The organism is Vibrio ezurae NBRC 102218, from assembly GCF_000467185.1.
GTDB classification, from domain to species: domain Bacteria; phylum Pseudomonadota; class Gammaproteobacteria; order Enterobacterales; family Vibrionaceae; genus Vibrio; species Vibrio ezurae.
Window position 1 is genome coordinate 20924 of the sequence record NZ_BATM01000052.1, and the last position, 14256, is coordinate 35179.

Sequence of the window (14256 nt, forward strand, 5' to 3'; positions counted from 1 at the left end):
AGGTAATTTAAAATTAATCATGAATAAATGGCCTAGCTTAAAGCAGCTTCACTACCTGATTACTTTGCATGAGACCCGTCATTTTGGTGAAGCGGCTCAGCGATGTTTTGTCAGTCAGTCAACGTTAAGTAAAGGAATTCAAAATCTTGAAAAGCATTTTGGCTGTACTTTGTATGAGAAGCAGGACAAGAAAAGCGCTTTAGTTTTTACTCATGTTGGGGATTTAGTGGTTAAACAAGGTCGAGAACTGCTGACTAAAAGCCAAGACCTTACCGCCTTGGGGCAACTTGCCTGCGGCGGGGCGATGAAAGGCCAGCTGAGACTGGGGGCGATTCCGACGATTGCTCCTTTTTTGTTGGGAGGGTTGGTGAGAGAGGTGAATGAAAATTTCCCTGATCTGACTCTTCTGCTACGCGAAGATACCACCACCAATTTATTAGCAGCATTGCAAAATGGTCAACTGGATGTACTGGTTTTGGCACTTCCCGTAGATATTGGTAACTTAGCCAGTAAAGTGGTGGGAAGAGATCAGTTTAAAATGGTGATCAGTGAGTCTCAAGCAAACAGTATCAAGACGCCACTGCATTATAGTGAGCTTCCTGATGAGTCTGTTTTTCTATTGGAGCGAGAGCATTGTTTAACGGATCATGCGGTCTCTGCTTGTAAATTAACCGATAAAAGCAAAATAAACCCTTTTACTGCGACCAGCTTACATACTTTAGTGCAGATGGTAGCTAATGGGTTGGGGATGACGTTTATCCCGCAAATGGCTATTGATCATGGTTTATTGGCAAAACACGCTTTAACAGTGATTGATCCACCCGGTAAGCAAGCGTATCGGGATATTGGGCTTGTATGGAGGCCCAGCAATACGCGCACGGAGACCTTTATGCAGCTGGCACAGGTCATTAAAAAATTACTGGAAAAGTAATCGTTAGGGTGGCAATAGATGCCGCCCTATGCTGTTCTGGTCTCTTCGCTTGTCATAAAAATGCACGCATCCCAATCATAATAACAAACCGCTCACCTTAGCTTATCTTCAAGAGAAACGATGTTATTGCTGGTCACTGAATTACAGTGATTGAGGTATTTATTTGATCCTCTACTGCTGGTGGTCTTTACTGAAACTGAGTGGCGGGGGGTTATTATGCAAAAACATCAGTTCGATCAATGGATCCATGCAGATATCGAACGGCATACTGAAATGCCAAAAGTGTTCGTTATTGGTTGTGCGGATCTGTCTACTTACCAGCTAGCCGTTGAATTTAAACATAAGCTTGAGCCTATTCGTGAAGACGATAAACCGATGTCTTTTGCTTCTTTAGAAGTGGTAAAAGAAGAGTTGATCAAACTCGGGTTAGATAGTGCTTACTTACGTTTACATAATGCGTACGATGAATTTGGTCATTCAGATGAGCAGCCTTACTATGACATTGAATTGTCATTGAAAAGCCACTAAACAGTGGCATTTGGCTCAAGCAATATAGAGTGCGTAAAATGACTACGAAGGTAGAAGCCTCGTGGCAGTGTTTTGATGTGCTTGCCACTTGCTCCATAGGCATCGGTGAGTGCTCGGCTATTGGCTGCTTTTGGGCGAATTTGCATGATTTGCCCGTGTTTTGCGCTGATCTCATTGATTCGGCCTGTGGCGATCATTTCCATTAGCTCTTCCCAATCTTCACGTAATAGATCTTCTTGGGCTGGAGTTGGGGTCCATAGTCTAGGAAATCCTACGTGACGCTCAGCAAGTGGCAACTCTCTCTCTCCTTCAACAGGAACCCAAAGAACTTTACTCAACTTTTGTCGAATATGACTTTGTTGCCAGGTTAAGCCGTGTATACCTGTTAAAGGTGCAACGCAGACAAAAGTGCTTTCCAGAGGTTTTCCGCTGTGACTAAGAGGGATCGTTTTGAGTTCGATGCCCAGGTGAGCAAAATCTTGCTCAGGACGACTGCCCGCTTCGGCCCCTAAGTGCTTTTCGATTAATTGTCCAACCCAGCCTTTGTCGCGTCGAAGATCGTTAGGCACCGTTATACCGACTTCTTCTGCGAGCTCTGCAAATGAGTACCCAGCCAGTGATTCGGCTCTATTGAGCAATTCAAGTTCGCTTTTAGGAGGCGCTAATTGCACACTGATCTCCGGCTAATGAAGGATCTTAAATTGATAAAGATCGTTTGAGGATATTGGAATGCGCAATTATAAACCAAACAAGGGGTTATTTGAAGGTTATCCACAGGCTGTAAAATAATATCTGTAATTATTCCTTTTCATGTATAAATAAACAGGCTTTCAGGTCACGTTTTTTGCTTGTTTTAGTCAGATAATTATGCCTGAAAGGCTTGCTTGTGTGGATAAATGCATGAATGGTTAATATTCGTTCGATCTTCAAGGATCAAATTATGAGCAGATTTGTTAAATGTAATCTGGGTTAAAAAATGCATCTTAGTTGTTGTTTTTTAATGGTTTAATCTTGTTGGTTCTCTTTGGTGGCTTTCTGCGTAAAGATCGAAAAATAATCTGAAAACCTATTGTTTCCGCTTTTCTCACAAAGTTACTCACAGATATAGTGAATAAACTCACTCCATTTTAAGTAGTCTGTTGATAAACATGTTATTGATTGTATTTTATCCAAAGTAACTCCTCTAGCTTCATAGTTTCACAACTTTTACTGCGGTTGCATTTGCTCAACTGGGGGATCTGTGGAAAAATCGACTTATATAAAATTTATCAGTAGAGGTTAGCCAGTGATCGATGGCGATGGTTACCGCTTAAATGTGGGAATCGTAATATGTAATAACCACGGTCAAGTGCTCTGGGCTAAACGATACGGACAACATTCATGGCAATTTCCACAAGGTGGAATCGACGACGGTGAAACCCCTGAACAGGCGATGTACCGAGAATTGTATGAAGAGGTCGGGTTAACCAAACAAGATGTAAAAATTGTCACTACGAGTCGTCACTGGTTGCGTTATCGTTTACCAAAAAGGCTCGTACGTTGGGATTCCAAACCTGTCTGTATCGGACAAAAACAAAAATGGTTTTTATTGCAATTAGTCTGTGATGAATCACAGATCAATATGCAAAAAGGACCAACTCCAGAATTTGATGGATGGCGCTGGGTAAGCTTTTGGTATCCAGTGAGACAAGTAGTCTCCTTTAAAAGAGATGTCTACCGCAGAGCAATGAAGGAATTCGCTTCGTTTGCTATGCCGTTCAAAGATCGAAAGCAGAACCGAAAACGCAAAAACCGAAAAGGATAGTGGGGCACAATAATGCTGAATCAACTAAGGGATATAGTTGAGCACGTATCTCGGGTCGAAGACATACATCAAGCACTTGAGGTGTTTGTTAAGCGCACCTGTGATGCGATAAATAGCGAATGTTGTACTATCTATCTTTCTAATCATCAAAAGCAGCGCCTTGAGTTAATGGCAACCAAGGGGCTGACTTTTTCTGGTGAGCGCTTACATATAGGTTTCCAAGAAGGTTTAGTGGGGCTAGTACATAGAACCGCAGAACCGTTAAATATTGCAAAAGCTTCTCTTCATCCTGATTTTAAATTATTCCCGCAATTGGGCGAAGAAGTCTATCAAGCCTTTTTAGCCACTCCTATCGTGCACCGTAAACGTATGCTCGGTGTGGTGGTGATCCAACAAAAAAAACCTCGTTTATTTAGTGATATTGAAGAATCTTTTTTAGTCACTTTAGCCGCGCAACTAGCGGTACTGATTGTCAGTGAGCAACAACAAGGTAAATGGCTACTGCAAGAGCGTCGAGGGACAGATAATGTCGTTACGGGGTTATCAGCTTGCAATGGGATAGCCATTGGCCCTATTTGGCGTGGCAACGATGAGCCTTTATTGAGTGATGTTTCTCCTGCCTCTGCGGTGGACGTTGAAAAAGACAAAGAATGGTTACTGGTTGCGGTTGAAAGTGCTTTAAAAGAGTTTCGCCGATTAAGAAAACAATTAGATAGCGATCTGAATAAAGACGCGCTGGCAATCTTCGATTTATTTACCCATCTACTCAATGACCCCAAATTAAGAGGGGATCTTCTTTCTCAAATAGAGAAAGGGGACACGGCAGACTGGGCATTGCGCCAAGTCATTGAGCGATACTCCAACCACTTTGCTAGGATGAGTGATATCTACCTACAACAGCGTTCGCAAGATGTACGTGAGTTGGGACAGCGATTATTGTATTTCCTTAATCATTCCCAAGTGCAGGAAGTCAAACTCGAAAAACCGGTGATCTTTGTGGTGAATGAGTTAACGACCACTTTGTTGGCATCGGTACCTCGAGAAATGTTATTAGGCGTGGTTTCAACTCAAGGTGGCGTGAACTCACATGCCGCGATTTTGTCTCGCGCATTGGGGATTCCTTCGGTTATTGGTCCAAACCTCAAAGGGGTAGAGGACGGTAAATCGATTATTCTAGATGGGTATAATGGTGAGGTTCTGGTTAATCCCACCTATCTCGAAATGTCTGAATATCAACAGCTGTTAAGTGAAGAGCAAGAAGTTCGCTCTATGGTTGAATCAGAATTGTGTTTGCCCGCGGTTACCTTAGATAAAGCTCCAATCACCATTTTACTTAATACGGGACTGGGCATTGATGTTAGCTACTTTTTAAATGATGTGATTGACGGTATTGGTTTATATCGTACGGAAATCTCTTTCATTGTTAAGCAGGCTTTTCCATCGGAAGATGAGCAAGTTGAAACCTATCGAAAAGTGCTGGCTTATTCTCAAGATAAGCCTGTTGTCATGCGCACCTTAGATGTTGGAGGGGATAAATCCTTACCTTACTTCCCAATGGAAGAAGAGAATCCATTTTTAGGGTGGCGTGGCATTCGTTTTACACTCGATCATCCAGATATCTTCTTAATTCAGGTTCGTGCAATGATGAGAGCCAGTATAGGTCAGAAGAACGAGCTGAATATCTTATTGCCTATGGTATCGGGTACACCCGAGCTGGATTCTTCGCTTTCTTTAATTGCGCAAGCCTATCACGAGGTCGCTTTAACTTACCCACAGGTTAAAAAACCAAAAGTGGGGATCATGCTTGAAGTTCCTTCAATGATTTACCTATTACCTGCCATCGCAAAGCGTATTGACTTTGTTTCTGTCGGTACTAATGATCTGACTCAATACTTACTTGCTGTTGATCGTAATAATAGTCAGGTTTCAGAGCTCTATGAAGTGGTTCATCCCGCGGTGCTATTAGCATTAAAGCAAATACAAGTGGCATGTGAAGATGCTAATCTCCCGGTTTCTGTTTGTGGGGAGTTAGCGGGAGACCCTATCGGTGTTCTCATGTTACTTGGACTTGGCTTTACTCAGTTAAGTATGAGCTCTGCAAACGTCGCCAACATAAAGTATGTTATTCGACAATCTAACTTAGAGGATCTAAAGACCTTGGCAAATGTTGCAACCACTCAATCTTATGCATCCGAGGTGCATCAACTGGCGTTTGACTATCTTGAACATCGAGGCTTAGCTGGTTTTGTCCGTCCCGGAAAACATTGATGATTACCTTAGAATTACTGGCCGTATTAGTCGTTATTGGGGCATTTGTTGGTGTATTAGCGGGGTTACTTGGAATCGGCGGCGGACTAGTGATTGTTCCTGCGTTGCTTTTTTTACTGCCAATGTTTGGCATCAAAGCGGCCATCGCAATGCAAATGGCACTCGCCACCTCTTTGGCTTGTATCATCCTGACCTCAGGGTCCTCAGCACTTAATCATTATCGAGCCAATAATGTGGATATGTTTGCTGCGAAATTTCTTATCCCTGGAGTCATTGTCGGTGGTTTTGGTGGCAGTTTTATCGCCGAGAGAGTCCCAAGTGATTACCTACCTCCCATATTTGGCTGTATCGTTTTGTGTTTGTCTATTCGTATGTTTACATCAATCAAAGCCACGGTTGCTAAAGGTCAGCTTAGTGTCACAAATACCTTTATCTCTGGAGCTACGATCGGTACTATCTCAAGCCTTGCTGGTATTGGTGGTGGCTCGTTATTAGTGCCTTATCTTAACCGACGAGGCATCGATATGCGTAAGGCTGTTGGGACATCATCGTTTTGCAGTATGATTCTGGCAGCTTCTGGAATGTTAGGTTTTGTCTTACATGGTTCAGGCTCTGATATACTGCCTGCACACAGTGTGGGTTATGTGTATTTACCAGCCCTACTGGCTATTGCATCTAGCTCTGTCCTAACCAGTAGAATTGGTGTTAGGTTAACCAGTGTGCTACCCACAGCAACACTCAAAAAAATATTTTCCGTATTGCTATTGGTAATAGCGATACGAATGCTTTTCTTTTAATGATTAACGCTAAGAAGATTTTATGAATCAAGGATTTCTCACTTACCCTCATATTGATCCTGTGCTACTAGCCATTGGTCCAATTTCGATTCGCTGGTATGGATTGATGTACTTGCTTGGCTTTGCTTTTGCTATGTGGCTGGCAAATCGTCGTGCAGACAAACCTAACAGTGGTTGGAACCGTGAACAGGTATCTGACTTATTATTCCTAGGCTTCTTAGGGGTAGTTGTCGGTGGACGCATCGGATACGTTATCTTCTATAACTTTGGTTTATTCCTTGATAACCCATTGTATCTATTTGAAGTTTGGACCGGAGGAATGTCTTTCCACGGCGGTCTTCTCGGCGTAATTTCAGCGATGGCTTATTATGCTTATCGTAACAATCGCACATTTTTTGGTGTGGCTGACTTTATCGCGCCTTTGATTCCATTCGGCTTAGGTGTAGGTCGAATTGGTAACTTCATGAATGATGAACTTTGGGGAAGAGTTACCGATGTGCCATGGGCGGTGATGTTTCCGTCTGGTGGATATCTACCAAGGCACCCATCTCAACTTTATGAAGCATTCTTAGAAGGCTTTGTACTACTGCTTATTTTGAACTTCTTTATCCGCAAGCCTAGACCTGCTGGAGCAGTCTCAGGGCTATTCTTGATGGGGTATGGTACTTTCCGCTTTATCGTGGAATATTTCAGAGAACCGGATGCTCAACTTGGGCTATTTGGTAACTGGATTTCAATGGGGCAAATTCTATCAACGCCAATGATTCTAATTGGCGGCGCAATGATCTTCTGGGCATATAAGTACAACGCAAAATCTTTAAATACTCAGCCTGCAAATGCAAGTGAGGATAATAAGTAATGAAACAGTATTTAAACTTATGTCGTCGCATTGTTGATGAAGGCCATTGGATTGAAAATGAACGTACAGGTAAACGCTGCCTTACTGTGATTAATGCTGACTTAACTTATGATGTTGCGAACAATGCGTTTCCTTTGGTGACCACTCGTAAGAGCTTCTGGAAAGCAGCCGTTGCTGAGCTAATCGGTTATATTCGTGGTTATGATAATGCTGAGCAGTTCCGCGCGATTGGTACTAAAACATGGGATGCCAACGCCAACCTTAACCAAGCTTGGTTAGACAATAAATACCGTAAAGGTGAAGACGACATGGGGCGCGTGTATGGCGTGCAAGGTCGTCAGTGGGCTAAACCTGATGGTGGGCACATTGACCAATTACGTAAAATTGTTGATGACTTAACTAAAGGCGTGGATGACCGAGGAGAAATCCTTAACTTTTACAACCCAGGTGAATTCCACATGGGCTGTTTACGTCCGTGCATGTACAGCCATCACTTTTCATTGCTTGGTGATACTCTATATTTAAATAGCACTCAGCGCTCTTGTGATGTCCCTTTAGGGCTGAACTTTAATATGGTTCAGGTATATGCGTTTTTGGCTATCATGGCTCAAATCACAGGCAAGAAAGCCGGCGTGGCGTATCACAAAATAGTGAATGCGCATATTTATGAGGATCAACTGGAGTTGATGCGTGATGTTCAGTTGCATCGTGAACCTCTTAATGCACCTAAATTTATCATTAACCCAGAGATCAAAACGTTAGAAGATTTAGAAACTTGGGTAACTATGGATGATTTCTCTGTTGAAGGGTATGAATCACACCCTGCCATTAAGTATCCATTCTCGGTGTAAAAAGCGCATAGATTTGATTTTATCTCTCTGAATTTAAAAAATTATTTCATATAGGGCTAATATTTAGGTATTAGCCCTTTTTTACGTCAATCACTCAATGGATAGAGTTATTTGAATATGAAATATGGACGTTGCATCCCTATTACAATGAGCGCACTCGCGTGCTCTGAAGTAGCGCTCGCCAGTCTTATTGATCCCGATAAATACTTATCTGATATTTACTCAACGACCTTAGTCCTTACCGACAGTGAATTGATTACCATAGGGTTTGGCAATTTTGATCCCAATAAGATATTTGGCACCAATAATCCAGACTTTGGCGGCCAAGAAGCAATAGATACTCGTCGTAGAATCGCCGCGACCTCTCTACCCATTTCTTTTTTATTTAAAGATGATAATAGCCTTTGGTTACATCGTTTAAAGCTGCGTGCTGCTTATTTGGAGCTAAGTCGAGATATCTCCTATGAGCGATTCAGTGGGTTGCAGGATTGGGAGACGGATAAAAACAAGGATAAAGTGCTAGCTGGTTATGCGGAGTATTCGCTAGGTTATCAGCTGTCTGAACAATGGCAGCTCTTTGTGGGTTCAGGCTTGCACTTGATGCACTACAACAACGAGTTTACCGCAAATAGCCCAGCCAGTGACTTCATCAGAGAAGAAGGTATTGCCTCAGTGATTAATGGCTCTTCCAATGCGTGGGTAGCCGAGCCACAGCTTGATGTTATTTATACCAAAGCGCTTGGAGGGGGAGAGCTTCGTTTTAATAGTGAATATCACTACTTTTGGGGACGCAGTTTTGGCGGGAGCATAGGCACTGCCAATGCAACGCCTGAAGGCTGGCGTATTATGAACGGTTTGCAATATAAGTATCACCTCAGCCCATGGGGGAATCGAAAGCAAGATCTACTCTTTCGAGCACGGCGTATCGATGTGGGCGGAGATTTAAGAGATCCTTTAGATACCACGCATTATGGGGAGTACAGCGTGGGGTGGGTGATAGATACCAGTGACTATTCTTCATTGATCTACAACGTAGGTATAGGGCTTAGCCTTAACTATGGCAGTTCCTTGAGAGGTGGCGCTTTAGTCTTTTTCTACAATGAGTAGTCGTTGATACAAGCCAAATAAAAAACGGCCTACTCCAACTTGATATCAAGAGGAAGTAGGCCGTTTTTAATAGCAGAGTAATCTGTTGTTATGAGGTCAGTGCTATTACCGCACCAGGCATAAGAACAAACACAGCCACTAAGTATCCAGCAACAACACTTTTGTTTTTAATCGCCATTGTTGAAATCCAATCAGCCCCTTTTAATGGCAACTCTCGTAGGAATGGGATACCAAAAATAAATACCGTTGCAGCAATATTAAACAGTAAGTGTACTAATGCGATTTGCAGAGCAAATATTGCAAACTCACCAGTGACTGCGGTGGCAGCGAGTAGAGCCGTAATACAGGTTCCTATGTTTGCACCTAAGGTGAATGGGTACACATCACGTACTTTTAATACACCTGAGCCAACAAGTGGAACCATTAAGCTAGTTGTTGTTGAAGAAGACTGAACAAGAATCGTCACCACTGAACCAGAGAAAATACCGTGCAGAGGACCACGTCCAATGGCATTTTTAAGTATTTCACGAGCACGACCTACCATTAGGCTCTTCATCAGTTTGCCCATGATGGTAATAGAGATGATGATGGTTGCGATACCTAAGATAATCATGCTTACACCAGCCACGATAGGACCGAAAGCTGTCAGAGGCTCTTGAACCATGCCTATAAGCGGTTTCGTCATAGGCTTAATAAAGTTGAAAGCCCCCATGTTTAGATCACCAGTGCCCATTAGAGGCGCTACTAGCCAAGCTGATAGCTTACCAAAGATACCAAACATCATTTCTAGTGGTAGGAAGATAAAGACGGCCAGTAAGTTAAAGAAGTCGTGTACGGTTGCACTTGCAAATGCACGTTTGAACTCTTCTTTACAACGTAGGTGACCAAGGCTAACCAAAGTGTTGGTGACAGTGGTACCGATGTTTGCACCCATGACCATAGGTATCGCGATGCCAACTGGAAGTCCGCCAGCCACTAAGCCAACAATGATAGAGGTAACAGTACTTGATGATTGAATGAGTGCGGTCGCAACGAGACCAATCATCAAACCTGCAACAGGGTGTGAAGCAAAATCAAATAGGGTTTTGGCATGTTCGCCAGAAGCCATTTTAAAGCCACTGCCAACCATGGAAACAGATACAAGAAGTAGGTACAGCATGAAAGCCAAGTTAGCCCAACGTAGCCAGCTGGTTTTACCCGCTGATACGCCTGAAACTGAAGATGCTTGGTTGTTCATTTGTTTTCTCCGAGCCTTTATCTAGGCTTTTAATCAACTGTTGGCGAGTTTAGATAACTTATATTTCAGTTATATTACAGTTCAGTAAAAAACGAATTTTTGTTCTTTTATTTACGCAATCGTTTGCTTAACGCGGTGCTTGTCTTTAAGTTGTTGTTTTTAATAGTATTTGGTTTTTTTGCTATTGTGTTTTAATACTTTCTTTGAACAACTTTAGTGCTAAAAATTGATCTGATCCAAATATTAATATGACAAAACCGTCATCTTACTTTAATTTAACTTCGGTATTATCGAAGGTTGTTAGCTTTTACCTTTAAAAATCAATAGCGCTATAGGAGCAAGTATGTCGCATCTCAATTACAACCATCTCTATTATTTCTGGATGGTATGCAAGCAAGGCTCGTTAACTAAAGCTGCTGATGCGTTATTTTTGACTCCACAAACGGTCACTGGGCAAATAAAGGCATTGGAGCAACGTTTGAACGGTAAGTTAACTAAGCGCAACGGCAGAAGCATCGAACCAACAGAGTTAGGGCAGTTGGTATTTAAATACGCTGATAGAATGTATGACTTGAGTTATGAGATGCTTGATATCGTTAATTATAGCCAAAGAGCCAACTTACTGTTTGAAGTTGGGGTGGCCGATGCCCTTTCAAAAAGCCTAGTCAGTCAAATTCTTTCCACTACGGTTCCCGATGATGGCAACATTCATCTTAGGTGTTATGAATCTACCCATGAGCTATTACTAGAGCAGCTATCACAGCATAAGTTGGATATGATTCTTTCTGATTGCCCTATTGATTCATCACAAAATGCAGGTTTATACAGTAAAAAATTAGGGGAGTGTGGAATGAGTTTTTGTTCGGCAACCCCTCTTGATGAAGCCGAGTTTTGGCCAAATCTGGAGAAGTATAGGCTGTTGATTCCCGGCTCTAGAACATCTATGGGACGTAAGGTGACCGAATGGTGTGATAGACAAGGTTTCCAGCCGAGCATATTGGGGGAGTTTGATGACTTTGCCTTGATGAAGGCGTTTGCAGAAACCCACCCTGAAACTGTATTTATTGCTCCTACTCGTTACCCGTACAAAGGAAACCCTTCAGGTGTTCCGTTGTTTCATCGAATTGCTGAGATTGAAGCATTAAAAGAAGAGTACTACGTCATATTTGCTGAGCGAATGATTCAGCATCCTGCAGTAAAAAGTGTCTGCGATGCTGATTTCTCTAAAATTTTCCATTAATTTTAAGAGTAGAGGTTTAACTTTGTCTTGCTCAGGGGTAGGCTTGATCTATTCGCTAAAATTTATGACTGTAAGTATCCTATGAATTTGAAAGCAATGGAAAAAAATTCTCCAGAAGCTGTTTCTTTATTAAAAGCAATGGCCAATGAAAGGCGTCTTTTTATTTTGTGTATGTTGCACGATAGAGAGTTGTCCGTCGGGGAATTGTGCCAGCAATTAGATCTTAGCCAGTCGGCTTTGTCGCAACACCTAGCTTGGTTGAGACGCGATGGCTTAGTGGCCACACGCAAAGAAGCTCAGACCGTCTATTATTCGCTGAGTAGCCCTGAAGTGAAGCGTATGATTCATCTCCTACATGAGATGTATTGTTCAGAATAAAGAGCAGTAGAGAGGTGAGGGAAGCGCCTGTCTATTGTTGACTCAAAAAAAAGAGACAAAAAAACCGGCAGAAGCCGGTTTTTTATTTCTGAATCGAAGTTCTAATTAAAGAGCTTTGATTGCAGCAGAGAAGCGTGCTTTATGACGTGCAGCTTTATTCTTATGAATAAGGCCTTTAGTCGCTGCGCGATCTAGGATCGGTGCAACAGCTGCTAGTTCAGCAGTTGCAGCTTCTTTATCACCAGCTTCGATAGCTGCGATAGTTTTTTTCATGTAAGTGCGCATCATAGAACGACGGCTAGCATTGTGCTGACGACGTTTCTCAGCCTGGATAGCGCGCTTCTTAGCAGATTTACTGTTTGCCAAGGGTCTAACTCCCAAAACTTGTTCGGTAACAATATAAGGTCGTGGAGAATGCCTTTTTGATAACCGAAAGTCAATTGATTTGTGCGAAAACTCATCGAAAACAATGTAATTTTGTTTAGATAGGTTAACACGGTTAAGATGGCGGGGATTCTAACAGCATTTTGATAGTAGATCTACACTCAACCTAAGTTACTTCAAGTAAACTGCTTTTATCAATGTGTTAGAGTCTGATTCTGATAGGCTATGCCTTTGTTAAGTGCGGTCTAAAGACGTTGTTTTATATAATTAAGGAATAAAAGTGAGTAAAGGCCTTCTCAAGTCAGGCGCTATCGTAAGTGCCATGACATTAGTTTCTCGTGTATTGGGGTTGGTTCGGGACGTAGTTGTTGCCAACCTTATGGGGGCGGGAGCAAGTGCTGATGTGTTTTTCTTTGCCAATAAGATTCCTAATTTCTTAAGACGTTTATTTGCGGAAGGGGCGTTTTCGCAAGCTTTTGTCCCAGTGCTTACCGAATATCACTCCAAAGGTGATATGGATGAGACTCGACAACTCATTGCAAAAGTATCCGGTACGTTAGGCGTTATTGTCACCATAGTAACCGTGTGCGGTATCTTAGGCTCAGGTGTCGTGACGGCCATTTTTGGTACAGGTTGGTTTTTAGATTGGTTAAATGGCGGTCCATCAGCTGAGAAGTTTGAAATGGCCAGCTTAATGCTAAAAATTACTTTTCCTTATCTTTGGTTCATTACCTTTGTGGCACTGTCAGGGTCCATATTAAATACCTTAGGTAAGTTTGCGGTTTCTTCTTTTACGCCTGTATTTTTGAACGTAATGATCATTTTTGCCGCGACTATGATCGCGCCACGTTTAGCCAATCCAGAAATTGGTTTAGCGATAGGTGTATTTCTTGGTGGTTTAGTGCAGTTTTTCTTCCAGTTGCCTTTCTTAATTAAAGAAGGGGTATTGGTTAAGCCTAAATGGGGATGGCGAGATCCTGGCGTAGTCAGAATCCGCACCCTAATGATCCCCGCGCTATTTGGGGTATCGGTCAGTCAAATAAACCTGTTGTTGGATACCTTTATTGCCAGTTTCTTACAAACGGGCTCTATCAGTTGGCTCTATTACTCAGATAGATTACTTGAATTCCCACTAGGCTTATTTGGTATTGCTATTGCCACCGTTATTTTGCCGGCTCTGTCGCGTAAGCATGTTGATGCTCACAGCCAAGGCTTTGCCGCCACAATGGACTGGGGCATTCGCATGGTACTGTTGCTAGGGTTACCTGCAATGCTGGGTTTGATTGTTCTCGCCAAGCCTATGTTGATGGTGCTCTTTATGCGTGGGGAGTTTGGCATCCATGAGGTATTGCAATCCTCATACTCTTTGGTTGCCTATGCCTCTGGTTTATTGAACTTCATGTTGATCAAGGTACTGGCTCCAGGTTATTACTCTCGCCAAGATACTAAAACGCCGGTGCGCTACGGCATTATCGCCATGACCACTAATATGGTGTTTAACGTTATTTTTGCATGGCATTACGGTTATGTAGGGTTAGCTATGGCGACAGCGTTATCGGCGCTTATCAATATGGGACTACTATATCGAGGTCTGCATAAAGCACAGGTGTACCAACTCACTCGCCAAACGGTGGCTTATATTGTCAGAGTGGCTTTAGCTGGTGTGGCTATGGTAGGGGCAATAAGTTATCTACTAAAACCAATAGACGCTTGGTTGGCAATGTCTTTAACTCAACGAGTGATCGAGTTAGTCACTATGATTGGTGTGGGAGCATTGGCGTATTTAATTACCGCATTAGTGCTTGGAATACGCCTGAAGCACCTGAAAGCGAGCATGTAAAAGAAGGCAAAATAAATCTACTCTTCGCGTCG

At 42.6% G+C, this 14256-nt stretch carries 14 protein-coding genes; 11 read left to right on the forward strand and 3 right to left on the reverse strand.

What is annotated here, in order from left to right; translation table 11 throughout:
- The first annotated feature begins 19 nt into the window (after positions 1-19).
- Positions 20-931, forward strand: coding sequence for a hydrogen peroxide-inducible genes activator (locus VEZ01S_RS14770; RefSeq protein WP_021714860.1), 912 nt, complete (start codon positions 20-22; stop codon positions 929-931).
- A 216-nt stretch (positions 932-1147) separates the two neighbouring features.
- On the forward strand, positions 1148-1459 hold the full coding sequence (locus tag VEZ01S_RS14775; protein WP_021714861.1) for a DUF6482 family protein: 312 nt from the start codon (positions 1148-1150) through the stop codon (positions 1457-1459).
- Here the strand turns inward: VEZ01S_RS14775 and mutH are convergent.
- Positions 1456-2130 carry a DNA mismatch repair endonuclease MutH gene (gene mutH / locus VEZ01S_RS14780; RefSeq protein ID WP_021714862.1) on the reverse strand — a complete coding sequence of 225 codons (675 nt, stop codon included), beginning with the start codon at positions 2128-2130 and terminating at the stop codon, positions 1456-1458. The genes VEZ01S_RS14775 and mutH overlap by 4 nt on opposite strands.
- Before the next feature lie 614 nt (positions 2131-2744).
- On the opposite strand from mutH, the gene rppH reads away from it, so the two are divergent.
- The 6 genes from rppH (at position 2745) to VEZ01S_RS14810 (ending at position 9145) form a co-directional block, all read left to right on the forward strand.
- Positions 2745-3263: an RNA pyrophosphohydrolase gene (gene rppH, locus VEZ01S_RS14785; protein WP_021714863.1), complete on the forward strand. Its 519-nt coding sequence runs from the start codon at positions 2745-2747 to the stop codon at positions 3261-3263.
- 12 nt (positions 3264-3275) lie between these two features.
- Positions 3276-5531, forward strand: a complete 2256-nt coding sequence (gene ptsP / locus VEZ01S_RS14790) for a phosphoenolpyruvate--protein phosphotransferase (protein WP_021714864.1) — start codon at positions 3276-3278, stop codon at positions 5529-5531.
- Between the two features lie 2 nt (positions 5532-5533).
- Positions 5534-6328: a sulfite exporter TauE/SafE family protein gene (locus VEZ01S_RS14795; protein ID WP_040891121.1), complete on the forward strand. Its 795-nt coding sequence runs from the start codon at positions 5534-5536 to the stop codon at positions 6326-6328.
- 22 nt (positions 6329-6350) lie between these two features.
- A complete protein-coding gene (gene lgt, locus VEZ01S_RS14800) occupies positions 6351-7187 on the forward strand; it encodes a prolipoprotein diacylglyceryl transferase (protein ID WP_021714866.1) in 837 nt (278 codons plus the stop codon).
- Positions 7187-8038: a thymidylate synthase gene (locus VEZ01S_RS14805; RefSeq protein WP_021714867.1), complete on the forward strand. Its 852-nt coding sequence runs from the start codon at positions 7187-7189 to the stop codon at positions 8036-8038. The genes lgt and VEZ01S_RS14805 overlap by 1 nt, the downstream gene beginning before the upstream one ends.
- 117 nt (positions 8039-8155) lie before the next feature.
- Entirely contained in the window at positions 8156-9145 is a 990-nt protein-coding gene (locus VEZ01S_RS14810) for a Solitary outer membrane autotransporter beta-barrel domain (protein ID WP_021714868.1), read from the forward strand.
- Positions 9146-9233: 88 nt separating this feature from the next.
- Here VEZ01S_RS14810 and VEZ01S_RS14815 read toward each other — a convergent pair whose 3' ends face one another.
- Positions 9234-10382: a Na/Pi symporter gene (locus VEZ01S_RS14815; RefSeq protein WP_021714869.1), complete on the reverse strand. Its 1149-nt coding sequence runs from the start codon at positions 10380-10382 to the stop codon at positions 9234-9236.
- A gap of 343 nt (positions 10383-10725) precedes the next feature.
- Here VEZ01S_RS14815 and nhaR point away from each other — a divergent pair, with 343 nt between their 5' ends.
- Both nhaR and VEZ01S_RS14825 read left to right on the forward strand, forming a co-directional pair.
- Positions 10726-11622, forward strand: a complete 897-nt coding sequence (gene nhaR, locus VEZ01S_RS14820) for a transcriptional activator NhaR (protein ID WP_021714870.1) — start codon at positions 10726-10728, stop codon at positions 11620-11622.
- An 81-nt stretch (positions 11623-11703) separates the two neighbouring features.
- Complete coding sequence (locus VEZ01S_RS14825) at positions 11704-12000, forward strand: ArsR/SmtB family transcription factor (protein ID WP_021714871.1); 297 nt, start codon at positions 11704-11706, stop codon at positions 11998-12000.
- Between the two features lie 105 nt (positions 12001-12105).
- On the opposite strand, the gene rpsT is transcribed toward VEZ01S_RS14825, so the two are convergent.
- The gene (rpsT, locus tag VEZ01S_RS14830; RefSeq protein ID WP_021714872.1) at positions 12106-12366 is read right to left on the reverse strand and encodes a 30S ribosomal protein S20; all 261 of its coding nucleotides are present in this window, start codon (positions 12364-12366) and stop codon (positions 12106-12108) included.
- Between the two features lie 298 nt (positions 12367-12664).
- Here rpsT and murJ point away from each other — a divergent pair, with 298 nt between their 5' ends.
- Complete coding sequence (murJ, locus tag VEZ01S_RS14835; protein WP_021714873.1) at positions 12665-14224, forward strand: murein biosynthesis integral membrane protein MurJ; 1560 nt, start codon at positions 12665-12667, stop codon at positions 14222-14224.
- Positions 14225-14256 lie beyond the last annotated feature (32 nt).

What these genes read in the sequence shown, in the direction of transcription:
- nhaR (WP_021714870.1), top strand. Translation starts at nt 10,726, where the DNA reads ATGTCGCATCTCAATTACAACCATCTCTATTATTTCTGGATGGTATGC.
- VEZ01S_RS14815 (WP_021714869.1), bottom strand. Translation starts at nt 10,382, where the DNA reads ATGAACAACCAAGCATCTTCAGTTTCAGGCGTATCAGCGGGTAAAACC.
- lgt (WP_021714866.1), top strand. Translation starts at nt 6,351, where the DNA reads ATGAATCAAGGATTTCTCACTTACCCTCATATTGATCCTGTGCTACTA.
- VEZ01S_RS14775 (WP_021714861.1), top strand. Translation starts at nt 1,148, where the DNA reads ATGCAAAAACATCAGTTCGATCAATGGATCCATGCAGATATCGAACGG.
- VEZ01S_RS14805 (WP_021714867.1), top strand. Translation starts at nt 7,187, where the DNA reads ATGAAACAGTATTTAAACTTATGTCGTCGCATTGTTGATGAAGGCCAT.
- VEZ01S_RS14770 (WP_021714860.1), top strand. Translation starts at nt 20, where the DNA reads ATGAATAAATGGCCTAGCTTAAAGCAGCTTCACTACCTGATTACTTTG.
- ptsP (WP_021714864.1), top strand. Translation starts at nt 3,276, where the DNA reads ATGCTGAATCAACTAAGGGATATAGTTGAGCACGTATCTCGGGTCGAA.
- VEZ01S_RS14825 (WP_021714871.1), top strand. Translation starts at nt 11,704, where the DNA reads ATGAATTTGAAAGCAATGGAAAAAAATTCTCCAGAAGCTGTTTCTTTA.
- VEZ01S_RS14810 (WP_021714868.1), top strand. Translation starts at nt 8,156, where the DNA reads ATGAAATATGGACGTTGCATCCCTATTACAATGAGCGCACTCGCGTGC.